18 protein-coding genes and 1 pseudogene are annotated in these 16397 nt (G+C 75.4%); 8 read left to right on the forward strand and 11 right to left on the reverse strand.

What is annotated here, in order from left to right:
* Positions 1–139: 139 nt before the first annotated feature.
* From ACU616_RS21275 to ACU616_RS21295, 5 genes and pseudogenes are all read left to right on the forward strand, one after another.
* A complete protein-coding gene (locus tag ACU616_RS21275; protein ID WP_446760405.1) occupies positions 140–1549 on the forward strand; it encodes a thioredoxin family protein in 1410 nt (469 codons plus the stop codon).
* Positions 1546–2079 (forward strand): annotated as a pseudogene (locus ACU616_RS21280) (UGSC family (seleno)protein). Before ACU616_RS21275 ends, ACU616_RS21280 begins: the two are co-directional and overlap by 4 nt.
* A gap of 9 nt (positions 2080–2088) precedes the next feature.
* Positions 2089–2379, forward strand: a complete 291-nt coding sequence (locus ACU616_RS21285) for a hypothetical protein (RefSeq protein WP_446760406.1) — start codon at positions 2089–2091, stop codon at positions 2377–2379.
* Positions 2372–2650, forward strand: a complete 279-nt coding sequence (locus ACU616_RS21290) for an SH3-like domain-containing protein (protein ID WP_446760407.1) — start codon at positions 2372–2374, stop codon at positions 2648–2650. Before ACU616_RS21285 ends, ACU616_RS21290 begins: the two co-directional genes overlap by 8 nt.
* On the forward strand, positions 2647–3237 hold the full coding sequence (locus ACU616_RS21295; protein WP_446760408.1) for a nitrile hydratase subunit alpha: 591 nt from the start codon (positions 2647–2649) through the stop codon (positions 3235–3237). The genes ACU616_RS21290 and ACU616_RS21295 overlap by 4 nt, the downstream gene beginning before the upstream one ends.
* A gap of 31 nt (positions 3238–3268) precedes the next feature.
* Here ACU616_RS21295 and ACU616_RS21300 read toward each other — a convergent pair whose 3' ends face one another.
* Genes ACU616_RS21300 through ACU616_RS21315 form a run of 4 tightly spaced genes read right to left on the reverse strand, consistent with a single transcriptional unit; the run spans position 3269 to position 6895 of the window.
* Positions 3269–4024 carry a succinate dehydrogenase/fumarate reductase iron-sulfur subunit gene (locus ACU616_RS21300; protein ID WP_446760409.1) on the reverse strand — a complete coding sequence of 252 codons (756 nt, stop codon included), beginning with the start codon at positions 4022–4024 and terminating at the stop codon, positions 3269–3271.
* Complete coding sequence (locus tag ACU616_RS21305; RefSeq protein ID WP_446760410.1) at positions 4021–5817, reverse strand: fumarate reductase/succinate dehydrogenase flavoprotein subunit; 1797 nt, start codon at positions 5815–5817, stop codon at positions 4021–4023. Before ACU616_RS21305 ends, ACU616_RS21300 begins: the two co-directional genes overlap by 4 nt.
* A complete protein-coding gene (locus ACU616_RS21310; RefSeq protein WP_446760411.1) occupies positions 5817–6647 on the reverse strand; it encodes a hypothetical protein in 831 nt (276 codons plus the stop codon). Before ACU616_RS21310 ends, ACU616_RS21305 begins: the two co-directional genes overlap by 1 nt.
* The gene (locus ACU616_RS21315; RefSeq protein ID WP_446760412.1) at positions 6644–6895 is read right to left on the reverse strand and encodes a hypothetical protein; all 252 of its coding nucleotides are present in this window, start codon (positions 6893–6895) and stop codon (positions 6644–6646) included. Before ACU616_RS21315 ends, ACU616_RS21310 begins: the two co-directional genes overlap by 4 nt.
* 214 nt (positions 6896–7109) lie before the next feature.
* On the opposite strand from ACU616_RS21315, the gene ACU616_RS21320 reads away from it, so the two are divergent.
* Positions 7110–7361: a hypothetical protein gene (locus tag ACU616_RS21320; protein WP_446760413.1), complete on the forward strand. Its 252-nt coding sequence runs from the start codon at positions 7110–7112 to the stop codon at positions 7359–7361.
* A gap of 23 nt (positions 7362–7384) precedes the next feature.
* On the opposite strand, the gene ACU616_RS21325 is transcribed toward ACU616_RS21320, so the two are convergent.
* A complete protein-coding gene (locus tag ACU616_RS21325; protein WP_446760414.1) occupies positions 7385–8959 on the reverse strand; it encodes an MDR family MFS transporter in 1575 nt (524 codons plus the stop codon).
* A gap of 164 nt (positions 8960–9123) precedes the next feature.
* On the opposite strand from ACU616_RS21325, the gene ACU616_RS21330 reads away from it, so the two are divergent.
* A complete protein-coding gene (locus tag ACU616_RS21330) occupies positions 9124–9870 on the forward strand; it encodes an HpcH/HpaI aldolase family protein (RefSeq protein ID WP_446760415.1) in 747 nt (248 codons plus the stop codon).
* Between the two features lie 24 nt (positions 9871–9894).
* Here the strand turns inward: ACU616_RS21330 and ACU616_RS21335 are convergent, their stop codons facing one another.
* Both ACU616_RS21335 and ACU616_RS21340 read right to left on the reverse strand, forming a co-directional pair.
* Complete coding sequence (locus tag ACU616_RS21335; protein WP_446760416.1) at positions 9895–10890, reverse strand: SLAC1 family transporter; 996 nt, start codon at positions 10888–10890, stop codon at positions 9895–9897.
* Between the two features lie 62 nt (positions 10891–10952).
* The gene (locus ACU616_RS21340) at positions 10953–11312 is read right to left on the reverse strand and encodes a carboxymuconolactone decarboxylase family protein (RefSeq protein ID WP_446760417.1); all 360 of its coding nucleotides are present in this window, start codon (positions 11310–11312) and stop codon (positions 10953–10955) included.
* A gap of 128 nt (positions 11313–11440) precedes the next feature.
* Between ACU616_RS21340 and ACU616_RS21345 the strand changes: the two genes are divergently transcribed.
* Positions 11441–11869 carry a VOC family protein gene (locus ACU616_RS21345; RefSeq protein WP_446760418.1) on the forward strand — a complete coding sequence of 143 codons (429 nt, stop codon included), beginning with the start codon at positions 11441–11443 and terminating at the stop codon, positions 11867–11869.
* A gap of 43 nt (positions 11870–11912) precedes the next feature.
* Here ACU616_RS21345 and ACU616_RS21350 read toward each other — a convergent pair whose 3' ends face one another.
* The 4 genes from ACU616_RS21350 to ACU616_RS21365 all read right to left on the reverse strand — a co-directional run bounded on the left by ACU616_RS21350 (position 11913) and on the right by ACU616_RS21365 (position 16325).
* Positions 11913–13436 carry an acetyl-CoA hydrolase/transferase family protein gene (locus tag ACU616_RS21350; RefSeq protein ID WP_446760419.1) on the reverse strand — a complete coding sequence of 508 codons (1524 nt, stop codon included), beginning with the start codon at positions 13434–13436 and terminating at the stop codon, positions 11913–11915.
* 109 nt (positions 13437–13545) lie between these two features.
* The gene (locus tag ACU616_RS21355) at positions 13546–14331 is read right to left on the reverse strand and encodes an alpha/beta hydrolase (protein ID WP_446760420.1); all 786 of its coding nucleotides are present in this window, start codon (positions 14329–14331) and stop codon (positions 13546–13548) included.
* Between the two features lie 168 nt (positions 14332–14499).
* The gene (locus tag ACU616_RS21360) at positions 14500–15153 is read right to left on the reverse strand and encodes a response regulator (RefSeq protein WP_446760421.1); all 654 of its coding nucleotides are present in this window, start codon (positions 15151–15153) and stop codon (positions 14500–14502) included.
* Positions 15150–16325 (reverse strand): sensor histidine kinase, encoded by a 1176-nt coding sequence (locus ACU616_RS21365; RefSeq protein ID WP_446760422.1) that lies wholly within the window; start codon positions 16323–16325, stop codon positions 15150–15152. Before ACU616_RS21365 ends, ACU616_RS21360 begins: the two co-directional genes overlap by 4 nt.
* Positions 16326–16397: the final 72 nt, after the last annotated feature.

The following is a 16397-nucleotide window of genomic DNA, read 5'->3' on the forward strand; positions in this document are numbered from 1 at the left end:
CCGATCATCCGTCGCCGCCGTGCGGGGCGCCGCGCGGGGTGGGTGTCCGCTCCCGCGGCCGGGCGCGGGAGGCGGAGCAGTGGTCCGCCCCCGCGCCGACCGCTGCCGGCCCGGGGCCGGGTGGGCTAGCGTCGCGACGGTGCAGCTCCCCGACGGCCTCGTCGCGGTGGTCAAGCGCGACTGCCCCACCTGCGTGCTGGTGGAGCCGGTGCTGCGCGGGCTCGGCGCCGCCGTGTGGTGCCAGGACGACGCCTCCTGGTTCGACGGCGACGACACCGACCTGGAGCTCTCCTACCGCCTGGACGTCGAGACCGTCCCGACCCTGCTGCGGATCGAGGGCGGGCGGGAGACGGCGCGGGTGGTCGGGTGGAGCCGGGAGCAGTGGGAGGCGCTGACGGGTGTGCCCGGGCTGGGGCCGGGCCTGCCCGAGCACCGGCCCGGCTGCGGCTCGCTGTCGGTCGACCCCTTCCGGATCGACGCCCTCGAGGCCCGCTACGGCGGCACCGGGCTGCGCAGCCGGCGGGTCGAGCTCGCCGCGCTGGAGGACGAGCACGAGGCGCTGTTCGACCGGGGCTGGACCGACGGGCTGCCGGTCGTCCCGCCGACGCCCGAGCGGGTGCTGCGGATGCTGCGCGGCACCGTGCGCGACCCCGGCGAGGTGGTCGCCGTCGTCCCCCCGGACCTGGTCGAGTGCACGGTCGAGAAGGTCGCGGTGAACGCGGTGATGGCCGGCTGCCTGCCGGAGCACCTGCCGGTGGTCCTGGCCGCGCTCGAGGCGGCGTGCGCGGAGGAGTTCGCGTTGCACGGGCTGCTGGCGACGACGTACTTCGCCGGGCCGGTCGTGGTCGTCAACGGGCGGGTCGCGGCCCGGATCGGGATGAACAGCGGCGTCAACGCCCTCGGGCAGGGCAACCGCGCGAACGCCACGATCGGGCGGGCGCTGCAGCTGGTGGTGCGCAACGTCGGTGGCGGTCGTCCCGGCGAGGTCGACCGGGCGACGCTCGGCAACCCCGGCAAGTACACCTTCTGCTTCGCCGAGCGTGAGCACGACAGCCCGTTCCTGCCGCTGGCGGCCGAGCGCGGTGTGCCCGGGGACGCGGTGACGGTCGTGGCCGGCTCCGGCGTGCAGCCGGTGGTCGACCAGCTCAGCCGCGACCCCGGGTCGCTGGCCCGCACCTTCGCGGCCTGCTTGCGGGTGAACGCGCACCCGAAGCTGCCGCTGGCCTTCGACGCGGTGCTCGTCGTCTCGCCCGAGCACGGGCGGGTGTTCCGCGAGGCCGGCTGGGACCGCGCCCGGCTGCTGGCCGAGCTGGAGGAGCTGCTCACCCTGCCCGGGGCCGAGCTGGTCCGCGGGGCCGGCGGCATGGCCGAGGGCGTTCCCGAGGACGTCGCCGCCGCGCTGGGCAGCCGGTCCCTGCCCAAGTTCCGGCCCGGCGGGCTGCTCGTGGTGCACGCCGGCGGCGACGCCGGGCTGTTCAGTGCCGTCCTCGGCGGTTGGGTGGCAGGCGAGACGGGGAGTGTCCCGGTGACCCGAGAGGTGGGCGCATGACGACCGTCCTGGACCCGACCGGCGAGCAGCGGGCGCCGTCCCGGGCCCCGCTGCCCCGCCCGGCCTCGCTGCGCGGCCGCACCGTCGGCCTGCTCGACATCAGCAAGGCGCGCGGGGACGTCGTCCTCGACCGCCTCGCCGAGCTGCTGCGCGAGGACGGTGCGACGGTGCGCCGCTACGCCAAGCCGACGTTCGCCCGGACCGCCCCGGTCGACCTGCGACACGAGATCGCCGAGCAGTGCGAGGTCGTGATCGAGGCACTGGCCGACTAGGGCTCGTGCACGTCGTGCAGTGTGCACGACATCGCCGACCTCGAGCGCCGCGGCGTCGTGGGGGTGTTCCTGGCCAGCGAGGCGTTCGCCGACGCCGCCCGGCTGCAGGGGGAGGCGCTGGGCTTCCCCGCGCCCTGCGTCCTGGTCCCGCACCCCGTGCAGGACCGCACGGACGCCGAGCTGCGGGTCGTGGCCGACCGGGTGTACCCGGCGGTGCTCGCCGCCGTCACGGTGCGCCCGCCGCCGCCGGCACGGTAGGAAGGGCCGGTGAGCCGCATCAACGACGTCGGCGGGATGTCCGGTTTCCCGGCGATCGTCGAGGAGGCCGACGAGCCGCCGTTCCACGCCGACTGGGAGGCCCACGTCCTCGCCCTCAACGGCGCGCTCATCAAGCGGGGCGTCTACAACCTCGACGAGTTCCGGGACGCGATCGAGCGGATGCCGCCGGAGGAGTACCTCGCCGCCTCCTACTACGAGCGCTGGTTCACCGCGATCACCACGCTGCTGGCGGAGAAGGGCGTGGCGTCCGCGGAGGAGCTGGAACCGCCGCGTGGCTGAGCTCGCCCCCGGCGTGCGGGTGCGCACCCGCACGACCGACCCCGCCGGGCACACCCGGCTGCCCCGCTACGCCCGCGGCGCCGTCGGCGTCCTCGTGGAGGAGGCGGGCAGGCACCCGCTGGCCGACGACCGGGCCCGCGGCCGCGCCGGCACCCCGCAGCAGGTGTGGCACGTGCGGTTCGCCGCCGCCGACCTGTTCGGCTCGGGGGACCACACGGTGACCGTGGAGCTGTGGGCCGACTACCTGACCCCGATCGAGGAGGACCCGTGAGCGGCGACCACCCCAGCTCGCTCGTCTCGGCGCGGGTGCGCCACGTGGAGGCCCTGCTGGAGGCCCGGGGCCTGCTCGACGACGGCGAGATCGACCGCCGGATCGACGAGTTCCTCGCCGGCGGCACACCGGCCAACGGCGCCCGGATCGCCGCCCGCGCCTGGGTCGACCCGGGCTTCGCCGACCGCCTGCTGGCCGACGCCAACAGCGCGATCCGCGAGCTCGGGCTGTCGATGGCCGGCGGCCTGCAGGAGCAGCGGCTCAAGGTCGTCGCCAACACCGACGAGGAGCACAACGTCGTGGTCTGCACGCTGTGCTCCTGCTACCCGATCGCGCTGCTGGGGCCCTCGCCCGGGTGGTACAAGAGCGAGCCTTACCGCTCGCGGGTGGTGCGCGACCCCCGCGGCGTGCTGTGCGAGTTCGGCCTCGAGCTGCCGGAGCGGACCCGCATCTCGGTGTGGGACGCCAGCGCCGAGTCGCGGTACATGGTGCTGCCGCGCCGTCCGGCCGGCACCGAGCAGCTCCCGGAGGAACGGCTCGCCGCCCTCGTCACCCGCAAGGGACTCATCGGCACCGCCCTGGTCTGACCGCGGCCCGGGCCGGCGGATCCCCCCGGCGTCAGGTCCGGGGCCGCCGCCCGATCTTCGACCCCAGCCAGGTGAGGGGGTCGTACCGGCGGTCCACCACCCGCTCCTTGAGCGGGATGATGCCGTTGTCGGTGAGGTGGATGCCCTCCGGGCAGACCTCGCTGCAGCACTTGGTGATGTTGCAGTAGCCGAGCCCGAACTCGTCCTGCGCGGCGTCCCGGCGGTCCAGGACGTCCAGCGGGTGCATGTCCAGCTCGGCCAGCCGGATGAGGAACCGGGGCCCGGCGAAGGCCGCCTTGTTCTCCTCGTGGTCGCGGATGACGTGGCAGGTGTCCTGGCACAGCCAGCACTCGATGCACTTGCGGAACTCCTGCGACCGCTCGACGTCGACCTGCTGCACCCGGTGGTTGCCGTCGGCCTCCCGCGGCCGCGGGGTGAACGCCGGGATCCGGGCGGCCTTCTCGTAGTTGAACGACACGTCGGTCACCAGGTCGCGGATGACGGGGAAGGTCCGCAGCGGGGTGACGGTCACCGTCTCGGCCTCGCCGAAGGTGCTCATCCGGGTCATGCACATCAGCCGCGGCCGCCCGTTGACCTCCGCACTGCACGATCCGCACTTGCCGGCCTTGCAGTTCCACCGGACGGCGAGGTCGCCGGCCTGCGTGGCCTGCAGCCGGTGGATGACGTCGAGCACCACCTCCCCCTCGTTGACCGTCACGGTGTAGGTCTGCAGGTCCCCGCCGGAGGCGTCCCCCCGCCACACCCGGAACGTCGCGTCGTAGGTCATGCCGACTCCTCGAAGACCTCGGCGAGCTCCGGCGGCATCTGCGGCAGCGGTTGCCGGGTCAGCGCGACGGAGCCGTCCGCGGCGCGGGCGCAGACGAGGTTCGTCCTGGCCCACTCCGGATCGGTGGCCGGGAAGTCGTCGCGGGTGTGCCCGCCCCGGCTCTCCTCCCGCGCCAGGGCGGCGCGGGCGATGCACTCGCTGACCAGGAGCATGTGCGGCAGGTCGAGGGCCAGGTGCCAGCCGGGGTTGTACTGCCGGTGTCCCTCGACCGACAGGTCGGCCACCCGCTGCCGGAGCGCGGCGATGCGCTCGAGTGCCTGCTCCATCTCCGGCGCGGTGCGGATGATGCCGACGAGGTCGTGCATCGTCTGCTGCAGGTCGTGCTGGACGGCGTAGGGGTTCTCGCCGCCCTCCCGCTCGAACGGCGCCAGGGCCGCCCGCGCGGCGTCGGCCAGCGCGTCGTCGGGGAGCGCGACCCGGCCCGTGCGCGTCCGGGCGTGCTCGGCGGCGGCGAGCCCGGCCCGGCGTCCGAACACCAGCAGGTCGGACAGCGAGTTGCCGCCGAGCCGGTTGGACCCGTGCATGCCGCCGGACACCTCGCCGGCCGCGAACAGGCCCGGCACGCGGGCCGCCTGGGTGTCGGGGTCGACCTCCACCCCGCCCATCACGTAGTGGCAGGTGGGCCCGACCTCCATCGCCTCGGCCGTGATGTCGACCTCGGCGAGCTCCCGGAACTGGTGGTACATCGAGGGCAGCCGCTTGCGGATGTAGTCCGCGGGACGGCGGGAGGCGATGTCGAGGAAGACCCCGCCGTGCGGGGTGCCGCGGCCGGCCTTCACCTCGCTGTTGATCGCGCGGGCGACCTCGTCGCGGGGGAGCAGCTCCGGTGGGCGCCGGTTGTTCCGCTTGTCGTCGTACCAGCGGTCGGCCTCGTCCTCGGTCTCCGCGGTCTCCTTGCGGAAGAAGTCGGGGATGTAGTCGAACATGAAGCGGTTGCCCGCGGAGTTCCGGAGGACGCCGCCGTCACCGCGCACGCTCTCGGTGACGAGGATGCCGCGCACCGACGGCGGCCAGACCATCCCCGTCGGGTGGAACTGGACGAACTCCATGTTCACCAGCGTCGCGCCGGCCTGCAGCGCCAGGGAGTGCCCGTCGCCGGTGTACTCCCAGGAGTTCGAGGTGACCTTGTAGGACTTGCCGATGCCGCCGGTGGCGAGCACGACCGACGGCGCCTGCCAGGCGACGAACCGGCCGGACTCGCGCCAGTAGCCGAAGGCGCCGGTGACGCCCCCGTCGTCCGTGAGCAGCCGGGTGACCGTGCACTCCATGTACACGTCGATGCCGAGGGCCACGGTGCGCTGCTGCAGCGTCCGGATCAGTTCCAGTCCGGTGCGGTCACCGACGTGCGCGAGGCGGGCGTAGCGGTGCCCACCGAAGTCGCGCTGGCTGATCAGCCCGTCCGGCGTGCGGTCGAACAGGGCGCCCCAGTCCTCCAGCTCGCGGACCCGGTCCGGCGCCTCCTGGGCGTGCAGCTGGGCCATGCGCCAGTGGTTGAGCATCTTCCCGCCGCGCATGGTGTCGCGGAAGTGCACGCGCCAGTTGTCCTCGGGGTAGAGGTTGGCCATCGCCGCCGCGATGCCGCCCTCCGCCATGACCGTGTGCGCCTTGCCGAGCAGCGACTTGCACACGACGGCGGTGCGCGCTCCCGACTGGCAGGCCTCGATCGCGGCGCGCAGCCCCGCGCCTCCCGCCCCGACGACGACGACGTCGTACTCGTGCCTCTCGAGATCCATCAGAAGAACCTCAGGTCGGGGATCGTGTCGGTGGCGAGCAGTAGGACGTAGAAGTCGGCGAACGCGACGCCGAACAGCGAGATCCAGGCGTACCTCATGTGGTGGGCGTTCAGCCTCGAGACCAGCGTCCAGAACCGGTACCGCAGGGGGTGGCGGGAGAAGGAGTTGAGCCGGCCGCCGACGACGTGCCGGCAGGAGTGGCACGACAGCGAGTACAGCCACAGGAGGGCCGCGTTGGCGAGCAGCACCAGCGTGCCGAGACCCATGTGCCCCCACGCGCCGGTCTCGTCGCGGAAGGCGAGGACGACGTCGTAGGTGAGGACGACGTTGAACAGCAGCCCCAGGTAGAAGAAGTAGCGGTGCACGTTCTGCCCGATCAGCGGGAAGCGCGTCTCGCCGGTGTAGCGCCGGTGCGGCTCGGCGACCGCGCAGGCCGGTGGGGACAGCCAGAACGACCGGTAGTAGGCCTTCCGGTAGTAGTAGCAGGTCAGCCGGAAGCCCAGCGGCACGACCAGGATGTAGATCGCCGGCGAGATCCAGGCCGGCCCGGTGAACAGCTCCGGGAAGGTGTCGCCCTCGCAGGCCGTCGTGAGGCACGGCGAGTAGAACGGCGAGATGTAGGGCTCGGCGGAGTAGTGCGCGTTCTGGAAGGCCCGGAACGACGAGTAGACGACGAACAGCACCAGCGCCAGAACGGTGACCGCGGGCTGGACCCACCAGCGGTCGGTGCGCAGCGTCCGCGCCGCGATCGCCGCCCGCCGCGGAGCCGGCGCGCCGTTCCCGTGCCCGGGGGAGACCGACCCGGTCCCGCGTGGGGCGGTGGTGGTCACCGCCGGGTGCGGCCCGACCCGCCGATGCCCTCGTCGTCGCCGTCGCCGTAGACGGTCGCGAACGGCTCGTACGCCGCGCGGGCCCGCGCGCCGCACAGCAGGTCGATGTCGTCGCGCAGCCGCGCGACGTCGGCCCTCAGCCGCCGCGCGTCCACGGTGTCACCGAAGTGCCTGCTCAGCGGTGCGCACGCCCGCTCGAGGGCGTCCACCGCTCCGCGAGCCGCCGCCACGTCCTGTTCCAGGGACATCGTCGCCTCCACACCCTGCAGACGCCGCCGGGGGAACCGGGGGAGGAAGTCGACCACGGACGCGGAGCCGTGGAAAGGGGGCTGTGCGCCGGTACCCGGCCGTCGTGCGGAGACGTGTCGTGGGGGCCGGGGCCGGGCACGTCCGGCACGGCGCCATCGCTGCTCGCCGGCGCCGCCGGAGGACGCGGAGGACCAGTTCCACGGAGGACGAGTCATGCAGCCAGACCCACGACCGGGCGAGGACGACGTCGACCGCGACGACGCGCAGGCGCTGTCGCGTGCCACCGGGGGCGGCGCCGGCGAGGGGCCCGACGCGGACACCACGACGGGCACCGGCCACGCGGAGACCTTCGTCGGGCGGGTGGCCGGCCAGGACGTCGGCTACGCGGGGGAGACCGGCGCGGAGCGGCGGGCGGCCGCGCTTGAGGAGGACAGGCAGCAGGAGGACGGACAGCGGGAGGACTGACCGACGGGGCGGGTCCGTCGCCGTCAGCCCGCCGGGGGGTGACGGTCGTCCGGGAGGCCGGGGCGGCCGGCTCCCGCGTCGCCCGTGCCTGGCTCGTCGTCGAAGCGGAGCGGTTCGGTCCGCCGCGGCATGGCCGCCACGGCCACCGCGATCACCACGGCGGTGACCGCGGTCGCGACGAACACGCCGTGCGAGGCCGCGTGCAGGCTCTCCCGGGCGTACTGCGCCACGGCGCCGCCCTGGGAGAGGGCGGCGGTCGTGCTGTCGACGTCGGTGGGGACCTCGCCGTCCAGGCCGGCCGGCGGCGCCGCGAAGCGCGCGGCCAGCGTGGTGTTCGCGATCGCGCCGAAGACCGCGGCGCCGACCGCCGACCCGATCGACCGGGAGAACATGTTCGTGGCGGTGACCACGCCGCGCCGGTCCCAGCCGACGACCGACTGCACCGCGACGATGAGCGGGGAGGACGAGAGCCCCAGGCCCGCGCCGGTGACGAACATCCACGCGCCCACCTGCCACAGCCGCGCGTGCTGCCCGAGCAGCGCCGTCCCCGTCGTCCCCAGGATCGTGAGCGCGACGCCGATCAGCGCGGTGTTGCGGAAGCCGATGCGCAGGTAGAGCCGGCCGGCCTGGCTGGCCGCGACCGGCCAGCCGAGGGTCAGCGCGGCGAGCGCGAAGCCGGCCTCGAGCGCGCTGGCACCCAGCACGCTCTGCGCCCACGTCGGCAGGTAGGAGCTCAGCCCGATGAGCAGCGCGCCGAGCCCCAGCGCGGCCACGTTGCCGGTCAGCAGGATGCGGCGGCGCAGCACCCACAGCGGCAGCACCGGCTCCGCCGCGCGCCGCTCGACGACGGCGAAGGCGGCCAGCAGCACGACCGCCGTGGCGAGGACGGCGACCGAGGTGACCGACCCCCACGCCCAGGCGCTGCCGCCCTCGAGCAGGCCCAGGATGAGCAGCGAGCAGCCCACCGAGAGCAGCACGGCGCCCGCGACGTCGAGCCGGTGCCGCCGGCGTTCGACCCGCTCGGTGAACCGGCGGGACAGCGCGACCAGCGCGAGCGCGCCCAGCGGCAGGTTGATCAGGAAGATCCAGCGCCAGGACAGGTAGTCGCTGAACACGCCGCCGAGCGTCGGGCCCAGCACGGAGGACACGCCCCACACCGACGCGAGGTAGCCCTGGACCCGCGCGCGCTCCTCGACGGTGTAGATGTCGCCGATGACGGTCATGCCGATCGGCTGGACGGCGCCGGCGCCGATCCCCTGCAGCGCCCGCCCGATCACGAGCGCCGGCATGGACCAGGCGAGGCCGCAGAACAGCGACGCGGCGACGAACACCGCGATGCCGAACAGCAGCACCGGCTTGCGGCCGTAGACGTCGGCGAGCTTGCCGTAGACGGGGACGGTCACCGCCTGGGTGAGCAGGTACACGCTGAACAGCCACGGGAACTGGCTGAAGCCGCCGAGGTCGTCGACGACGGCGGGGACGGCCGTCGCGATGATGGTGCTGTCGAGGGCGATGAGGGCGGTGCTGAGCATCACCGCTCCGAGCACGGGTCCGCGCTCGGAGCGCAGCCCGACCGACGCGCGGGTCACGGTGGTCACGCCGAGCACCAACCCCGGCCGCCGCCGCGCATTCCCGGGGCGGCGGGGTGCCTCCTCGCGCGCGGCGCCGGCGGTCTCGGTCGCGCGGTCGGGAGCGGCCGAGCAGGATCGTCGCGGAGCGGCGCGCGGCGGTGTGGTGTCCGGCGGGAGGGGTGGCTCCGGGGATGGCGACGAGCGAGGTCGAGCTGCGGCGGCGGTGGTCGGCCGGGCAGGCGTGCCACGGCCTGTGGAGCCTGCTGCCCGGCCCGGTGACCGGCGAGGTGCTCGCGCGCACCGGCCCCGACTTCGTCGTCGTGGACCTGCAGCACGGGGCCCTGGGCGAGGCCGGGCTGCCGGGCGTCGCGGCGGCGGTCACCGCGGCGGGCTCGGTGCCGCTGGTGCGGACCCGCAGCCCCGCCTTCGCCGACGTCGGCCGCCCGCTCGACCTGGGCGCCCGGGGCGTCGTCGTGCCCAACGTGCGCGACGCCGCGCACGCCCGGGAGGTCGTCGCCGCCTGCCGGTACGCCCCGGCCGGGAGCCGCTCGATCGGGCGGCTCTCCGGCGGCGCCGACCAGCCGCTGGTGGTGGTGATGGTGGAGTCCGCGACCGCGCTCGACGACCTCGACGCCGTCCTCGCCGTCGAGGGACTCGACGGGGTCTACGTCGGCCCGGGCGACCTGTCCCTGTCCCTGGGGCTGACCGGCGACGAGCGCCGCGGGGAACTGCGCGGCGTGCTGTCCTCGATCGTCGCCCGGGCCCGGGCGGCCGGCGTGCCCGTCGGGGTGCACGCCTACAGCGGGGAGGAGGCCGCCGGGTACGCCGCCGAGGGCGCCACGATCGTCACGGTCGCCGTCGACGCCGTCGCCCTGGGCGAGGCCGTGACGCACCACCTGGGCGTGGCCCGCGGCCGGTCGGGACCGGACCGGCCCTGAGGGGCGGGTCCGCGTCCGTGCGGCTCAGCCGCGCGACCCGATCCGCCGCAGCCACCGGCGCGTCGCCCCCACGACGGCGAGCGCCCAGGCGGCCAGCCCGGGCCAGAGCAGGACGTGCCCGAGGACGGCGAGCGCCGGCAGCCGGTCGGCCGCCGCGACGGCGGAGCTCGCCGCGGTCGTCATCCCCATCGGGAAGACCGTGGCCCACCGGCGGACGGCGTAGCGCGGGCGGGGCCAGCGCAGCTCGCAGCCCAGCAGGACCGCGTAGCCGGCCACCGCGCCGGCCCAGAGGGCCAGGTCGAGCACGCGCAGCGGCGCCCGGACGCCGTCGGGCAGGCCGAGCCGGTCTCCCGCGAGCAGCAACTGCGCCCCGGCCAGGCCGGCGATCGCCAGCGCTCCGGCGACCACCCAGTGGTCGCCCGCGCCGACGGCCAGCTGCCGCCAGTCGAAGCGGGCGACGACTCCGGCGTAGAGCAGGAGTCCGAGCAGGAACGCCGCGCAGCCGGCGACGACGGCCGCGCGGGCACCGGTCGCCCCGCCCAGCGTCGCCGACAGCACGGCCAGCCCCTCCGTGGCGACGCAGACCAGGAAGCTCGCCCCGACCGTCGGGACCCGCCAGTGCCGCAGCACGAGCGGCAGCAGGACCAGCCACAGCAGCGCGGCGGCGGCCAGCAGCGCCCACGCGGCGGCCGTCCAGCCGAGGGCGGCGAACCGCCCGCCGACCACCGCGGTCGCCGCCACCCCGGTCAGCGAGGCCGGCGTGGCGGCGTCGGCGAGCCAGCCGGACCGGTCGGTGAGCAGCCGGCCGACCAGGGCAGCCCCCAGCACCAGCCCGGCGAGCACGGCCAGCACCAGCAGGACCCACGACAGCGCCCCGAGGCCCGCGTACTGCGCCGCCGTCGACAGGATGTCGGTGCTCATCACCGCCGCCCCGCTGGTGGGCGGCAGGCCGACCGTCAGCCGCCGGCGCGGCGGCCGGGCCCGGTGCGCCGTTCCCCGGCGGTCGGACGGGCTCCCCACGGTCGCCTCCTCACCGGACGGTGCCGGCCCCGCGCCGGCCGCCCCCGGCGCAGGGACCGCCGTCAGCCCTGCCGGGGACCGGGCTCCTCGGCGAACTCCCGGAAGGCGGCGAAGGCGCGGGGGCCGTAGACGGTGCCGGGCCCCCCGTTCATCGCGATGGCGACGCCGAGCGCCTCGGCGACCTCGGCCTCGGTGGCGCCGGTGCGGACGGCGCCGCGGGCGTGCGAGGCGATGCACCCGTCGCACTGCTCGCTGACCGCGATGGCGAGCGCGATCAGCTCCTTGGTCTTCTCGTCCAGCGCGCCCGCGGCGTAGGCGGCGGCGTGCAGCCGGCGGTAGCCGTCGTAGACCTCGGGGATCGCGCGGCGCAGCGCGCGCGCCGGCTCGCGGAGCTCGTCCTGGACGGCGTGGCCGTGGCTCATGACGGCATCGTGGCAGCGGCCGGCCGTGGGCGCTGGGCGGCGCCCGCTTCCCCGGGCGGGCCCGCAGGGTGGAGGCTGGGCCGGTCGCGCGGTCACCGGCGGTCGCCGCACACGGACGAGAGGAACGGATGACGATGTCGCAGGAGAGCGGATCGGCCGGCGGGCCCGGCCTCGGCCCCATCACGCACGTGGCGCTGACCGTCCGCTCCCTCGACGTCAGCGTCCCGTGGTACCGGGCGCTCGTCGGGGCGGAGCCGGTGCTCGACGAGGACACCGGACCGTTCCGGCACGTCGTCTTCGCGCTCGGCGGCACCCTGCTGGGCCTGCACGAGTTCCCCGAGGGGATCGAGGACCTGCCGCACTCGCCGCGCCGTCCCGGCCTGGACCACCTCGCGTTCGGCGTGCCCGACCGGCAGGGGCTCGACGCCTGGGCGGGGCGCCTGGAGGCACTGGGCGTCGCGCACGACGGGGTCGTGGACGCCGCCTACGGGTCGGGGCTGTCCTTCAAGGACCCCGACGGCCTGCCGCTGGAGCTCTTCGCCCCGCCGTCCGCCTGAGGTCCCGCCGGGGCCGTCGTCAGGGCCGTCGTCGGGACTGCTGTCAGGACCGCGGTGCCATGCTGCCGGTGCGGACGAACCGGGCGTGCCAGCTCAGCGCCTCCTCGAGCAGGTGCGGGGTGTGCCGGCCGTAGGCGCCCTCCAGCGCCCGGTCCAGGTAGTCCTCCAGCAGCGGCCGGTAGTCCGGGTGCGTGCAGTTGTCGATCAGCAGCCGCGCCCGCTTGCGCGGGGCCAGCCCGCGCAGGTCGGCCAGCCCCTGCTCGGTGACGACGACGTGCACGTCGTGCTCGGTGTGGTCCACGTGCGACACCATCGGCACGATGCTGGAGATGGCGCCGCCCTTCGCCGTCGACGGGGTGACGAAGAAGGAGATGTAGGCGTTGCGGGCGAAGTCGCCGGAGCCGCCGATGCCGTTCTGGATCCGGCTGCCCATGAGGTGCGTGGAGTTGACGTTGCCGTAGATGTCGGCCTCGATGACGCCGTTCATGGCCAGCACGCCGAGCCGGCGCACGATCTCCGGGTGGTTGCTGATCTCCTGCGGCCGCAGCACGATCCGGTCGCGGTAGTCGGCCGCGTTGTCGTTGACGTGCGCGGCGGCGGCCTCGCTCAGGGAGAAGGCCGTGGCCGACGCGACCGACATCCGCCCCGACTGCAGCAGCTCGAGCATGCCGTCCTGGATGACCTCGGTGTAGGCGGCGAGGTCCTCGAACGGCGACTGCGCCAGCTCGGCGAGGACCGCGTTGGCCACGTTGCCCACCCCGGACTGCAGGGGGAGCAGGCCCGGTGGCACGCGCCCGCGGCCCACCTCGTGCTCCAGGAACTCGATGAGGTGCCCGGCGATCCGCCGCGACGCCTCGTCGGGCGCCTTGAAGGGGCTGTTGCGGTCGGGGGCGTCGGTCTCGACGACCGCGACCACCTTCTCCGGCGGGCACCGCAGGTGCGGCACGCCGATCCGGTCGCCCGGGCGGGTCAGCGGGATGGGCCTGCGGTCGGGCGGGAGCGCGGTGCCGTAGTAGACGTCGTGCATGCCCTCGAGGTCCTCGCTCTGCCACGCGTTGACCTCGAGGACCACCGCGTCGGCCCGGTCGAGCCAGGTCTTGTTGTTGCCGATCGAGGAGGAGGGCACCAGGTCGCCGTCCGCGGTGATCGCGCTGACCTCGACCAGCGCGACGTCGAGCGGGCCGAGGAAGCCCTCCCACGCCATCTGCGCGACGTGCGAGAGGTGCACGTCGATGTACTCCATCGTCCCGGCGTTGATCTTCTCGCGGCTCACCGGGTCGGACTGGTAGGGCAGCCGCAGCTCGATGCCGTCCGCGGCGGCGAGCGCGCCGTCGAGCTCCGGGGCGGTCGAGGCGCCGGTCCACACGTTGATCCGGAACGGGGTGCCGGCGGCGTTGGCCTCCGCGATCCGCCGCGCCAGGGCGAGCGGGACGGCCTTGGGGTAGCCCGCGCCGGTGAAACCGCTCATGCCCACGGTCGACCCGGGGGTGATCAGGGCCGCGGCCTCCTCGGCCGGGACCACCTTCCGCCGCAGACCCGCGTGCCGGATGCGTCCCTCGCTCGTCATGGCCCGCGACCTCCCCGGGCGCCGGTGGGGGCGGTGGGGTCCGGCCGCCCGGCGCCTCACCGGCGACGCTACCCGGACCCGTGCCGGGACGAGCGGTGGAACGGGCCGGTCAGGAACCGCTGCCGCGGTCGAGCGCGGCAGCCAGCGCGGCGGTCCGTGCCCGGAGGAACTCCCGGGAGACCGCTGCCCTCGGCTCGACGTCGTCGAAGAGGTGGTACGCCCCGGGCACGACGTGCAGGGCGCACTCGACGCCGGCCTGCGCCAGCCGACGGGCGTAGGCCACGTCCTCGTCGTGGAACAGGTCGCAGGTGCCCACGCCGATCCAGGCCGGCGGGAGACCGGACAGGTCCGCGGCGCGCGCCGGCGCCGCCAGCGGAGGGACGTCGGCGGTCGGCCGGGCCGGGCCGAGGTAGGACCGCCAGGCGAACCGGTTGCTGCTCTGGTTCCAGATCCGCACGCAGCGCTGGTCGAGGTCGGTGCGTGCCGCCGTCCGGTCGTCGAGCATCGGGTAGGAGAGCAGCTGCAGGACGGGGCGGACCCCGCCGTGCTCCCGGGTGTGCAGCGCCAGCGCGGCCGCCAGGCCGCCGCCGGCGCTGGCGCCACCGAGCGCGATCCGCTCCGGGTCGACGAACGGCTGCCGGGCGAGCCACCCGAGCGCGGCGGCACAGTCCTGCAGCGGCGTGGGGAAGGGGTGTTCCGGCGCGAGCCGGTACTCCACGGAGGCGACCGCGATGCCCAGCCGGTCGGCGAGGCGGCGGCAGGCGCGGTCGTCCTGGCGCGCGGTGCCGATGAGCAGCCCGCCGCTGTGCATCCACAGCAGCGCCGGCGTCCGGGGGGCGGCCGACGCCGGGCGGAACAGGCGCACCGACACCCCCGGCTCGACCGGCACCTCCACCGCGCCATGCTGCCGGCGGGCACCGGCGAGCACCCGGGTTCCGAGCCGGACCGGCCGCAGGGTGCGCGGGCCCACCACGGTGCGGGGGACGAACCGTGCGGCGCGCAGGTCGGGGTGGAAGGGAGTGCGTCGGCACGCGGTGCTCCCCTCGTGCGGGACGGTCGCCGGTCACGGCGTGCCGGCGAAGCCGGTCCGGTAGGCCCAGACCACGGCCTGCGTGCGGTCCCGCACGCCCAGCTTGGCCAGGATGCTCTTCACGTGGGTCTTGACCGTCTCCGGTGAGATCCAGATGCGGCGGGCGATCTCCGCGTTCGACAGGCCCTCGGCCAGCGCGCGCAGCACCTCGGCCTCCCGCTCGGTCAGCTGCGCCGCCAGCGCCAGCCGGTCGCGGTCGGGCGGCCGCCGGCCGGCGTGCAGGGCCAGCAGCCGCCGGGTCACCGCCGGGGCGACCAGCGCGTCGCCGGCGACGACCGTGCGGATCCCGTCGACGAGCTGCTCCGGGGTGGCGCGCTTGAGCAGGAAGCCGTCGGCGCCGGCGTCGAGCGCGTCGTCGACGACCTCGTCGAGGTCGAAGGTGGTGAGCACCAGCACCCGTGGGCGCCGCGGCCACGACACGATCTCGCGGGTCGCGCCGACCCCGTCGACGCCGGGCATGCGCACGTCCATGAGGACGACGTCGGGCTGCAGCTCCCGCGCGCGGCTGACCGCCTGGCGGCCGTCGGCGGCCTCCCCGACGACGTCGATGTCGTCCTCGGCGCCGAGCAGCGCCCGCAGCCCGCCGCGCACCAGGGCGTCGTCGTCGGCGAGCAGGACCCGGATCACGCCGTCACCGCCGAGGTGGCCGGCAGCACCGCCCGCACCCGGAACCCGCCCTCGACCGGGCCGGCCTCCAGCGAGCCACCCTCCAGCCGGGCCCGCTCCCGCATGTTGACCAGCCCGCGGCCCGGCGCCGGCTCCTCGCACCGGGCGGCCTCGTTGAGCACGTCGGCCACGACCCGGTCGCCGTCCCGCGCGACCTCGACCCGGATGCGGCCGGCCGCCGTGTGCCGGACGGCGTTGGTCAGCGCCTCCTGCACGATCCGGTACAGCGCCCGCGCGGTGCTGTCCGGCAGGTCGACACCGTCCATGCTGAGCTCCACCGGGCGTCCGGTCGACCGGATCCGGTCGGCCAGTTCCTGCAGGTCGGCCAGGGTCGGCGCGAAGGGCACGGGGTGCCGGTTGCCCGCGTCGGGCTGCAGTACCCGGAGCAGCCGGTCGAGCTCCTCCAGCGCGCCGCGGCCCACGGTCTCGATGCTGGTCAGCGCCTCGTGGGCGAAGGCGGGGTTCTCGGCGAACACCCGACGCCCCACCCCTGCCTGCAGGACCATGACGTTGACCGTGTGCCCCAGCGAGTCGTGCAGCTCGCGGGCCAGTCGGGTGCGCTCCTGCAGCAGCAGCCGCTCGGCGACGAGGGCGCGCCGGTCGTTCTCGTCCGCCCGCCGCGCCTCGGCCGCCGCGGCCTGCGCCCGCTGCCTGCTGCGCTCACCGGCGACGGCGGCGAACGGGACCAGCGCGGCGATGGCGGGTAGGTCCCCCGAAGGAGCCCCGCGGCCGAACGCCACGTAGCCGGCGACGGCGAGCACCGTCATGGCAGCGGCCACCACCCGCAGCCGGCGCCCGCCGGCGGCGAAGCAGCTGAACAGGGCCATCCACATCGGGAACTGGATCGGCCCGACGACGTAGCCGGCCGCCGCGTTGACCACGACCAGGAGCCCGGTCACCGCCATCGCGGCCAGCGGCGCGACCTGGCGCCAGAGCAGGCCGGACGCCGCGGCCACGGCGAGGACGACCTCGAGGACGTCGACCGGCCGGTACGGCGGGTCGGGGTCCAGGGCCAGCAGGACCCACACGACGGAGGCCACCGCGACCGCGCCGGCGAGCCACACGTCCGCCCGGGCCGGAGCCCACGGACGGCGGGACGGCGGGGTCAGGCCGGTCAGGGCGAGCGACGACACCTCCCATCGTGCCTCCGCACGGCGTCCCGGGGCGACACCCGCGGGAGTCGTCCGGGCTGCCTCGCGCGAGGG

It is taken from the genome of Geodermatophilus sp. URMC 62 (assembly GCF_052931475.1).

Coding starts and splice junctions, on each gene's coding strand:
- ACU616_RS21300 (WP_446760409.1), bottom strand. CDS start 4,024: ATGACCTACGACGCGACGTTCCGGGTGTGGCGGGGGGACGCCTCCGGC.
- ACU616_RS21305 (WP_446760410.1), bottom strand. CDS start 5,817: ATGGATCTCGAGAGGCACGAGTACGACGTCGTCGTCGTCGGGGCGGGA.
- ACU616_RS21315 (WP_446760412.1), bottom strand. CDS start 6,895: ATGTCCCTGGAACAGGACGTGGCGGCGGCTCGCGGAGCGGTGGACGCC.
- ACU616_RS21320 (WP_446760413.1), top strand. CDS start 7,110: ATGCAGCCAGACCCACGACCGGGCGAGGACGACGTCGACCGCGACGAC.
- ACU616_RS21330 (WP_446760415.1), top strand. CDS start 9,124: ATGGCGACGAGCGAGGTCGAGCTGCGGCGGCGGTGGTCGGCCGGGCAG.
- ACU616_RS21340 (WP_446760417.1), bottom strand. CDS start 11,312: ATGAGCCACGGCCACGCCGTCCAGGACGAGCTCCGCGAGCCGGCGCGC.
- ACU616_RS21345 (WP_446760418.1), top strand. CDS start 11,441: ATGACGATGTCGCAGGAGAGCGGATCGGCCGGCGGGCCCGGCCTCGGC.
- ACU616_RS21350 (WP_446760419.1), bottom strand. CDS start 13,436: ATGACGAGCGAGGGACGCATCCGGCACGCGGGTCTGCGGCGGAAGGTG.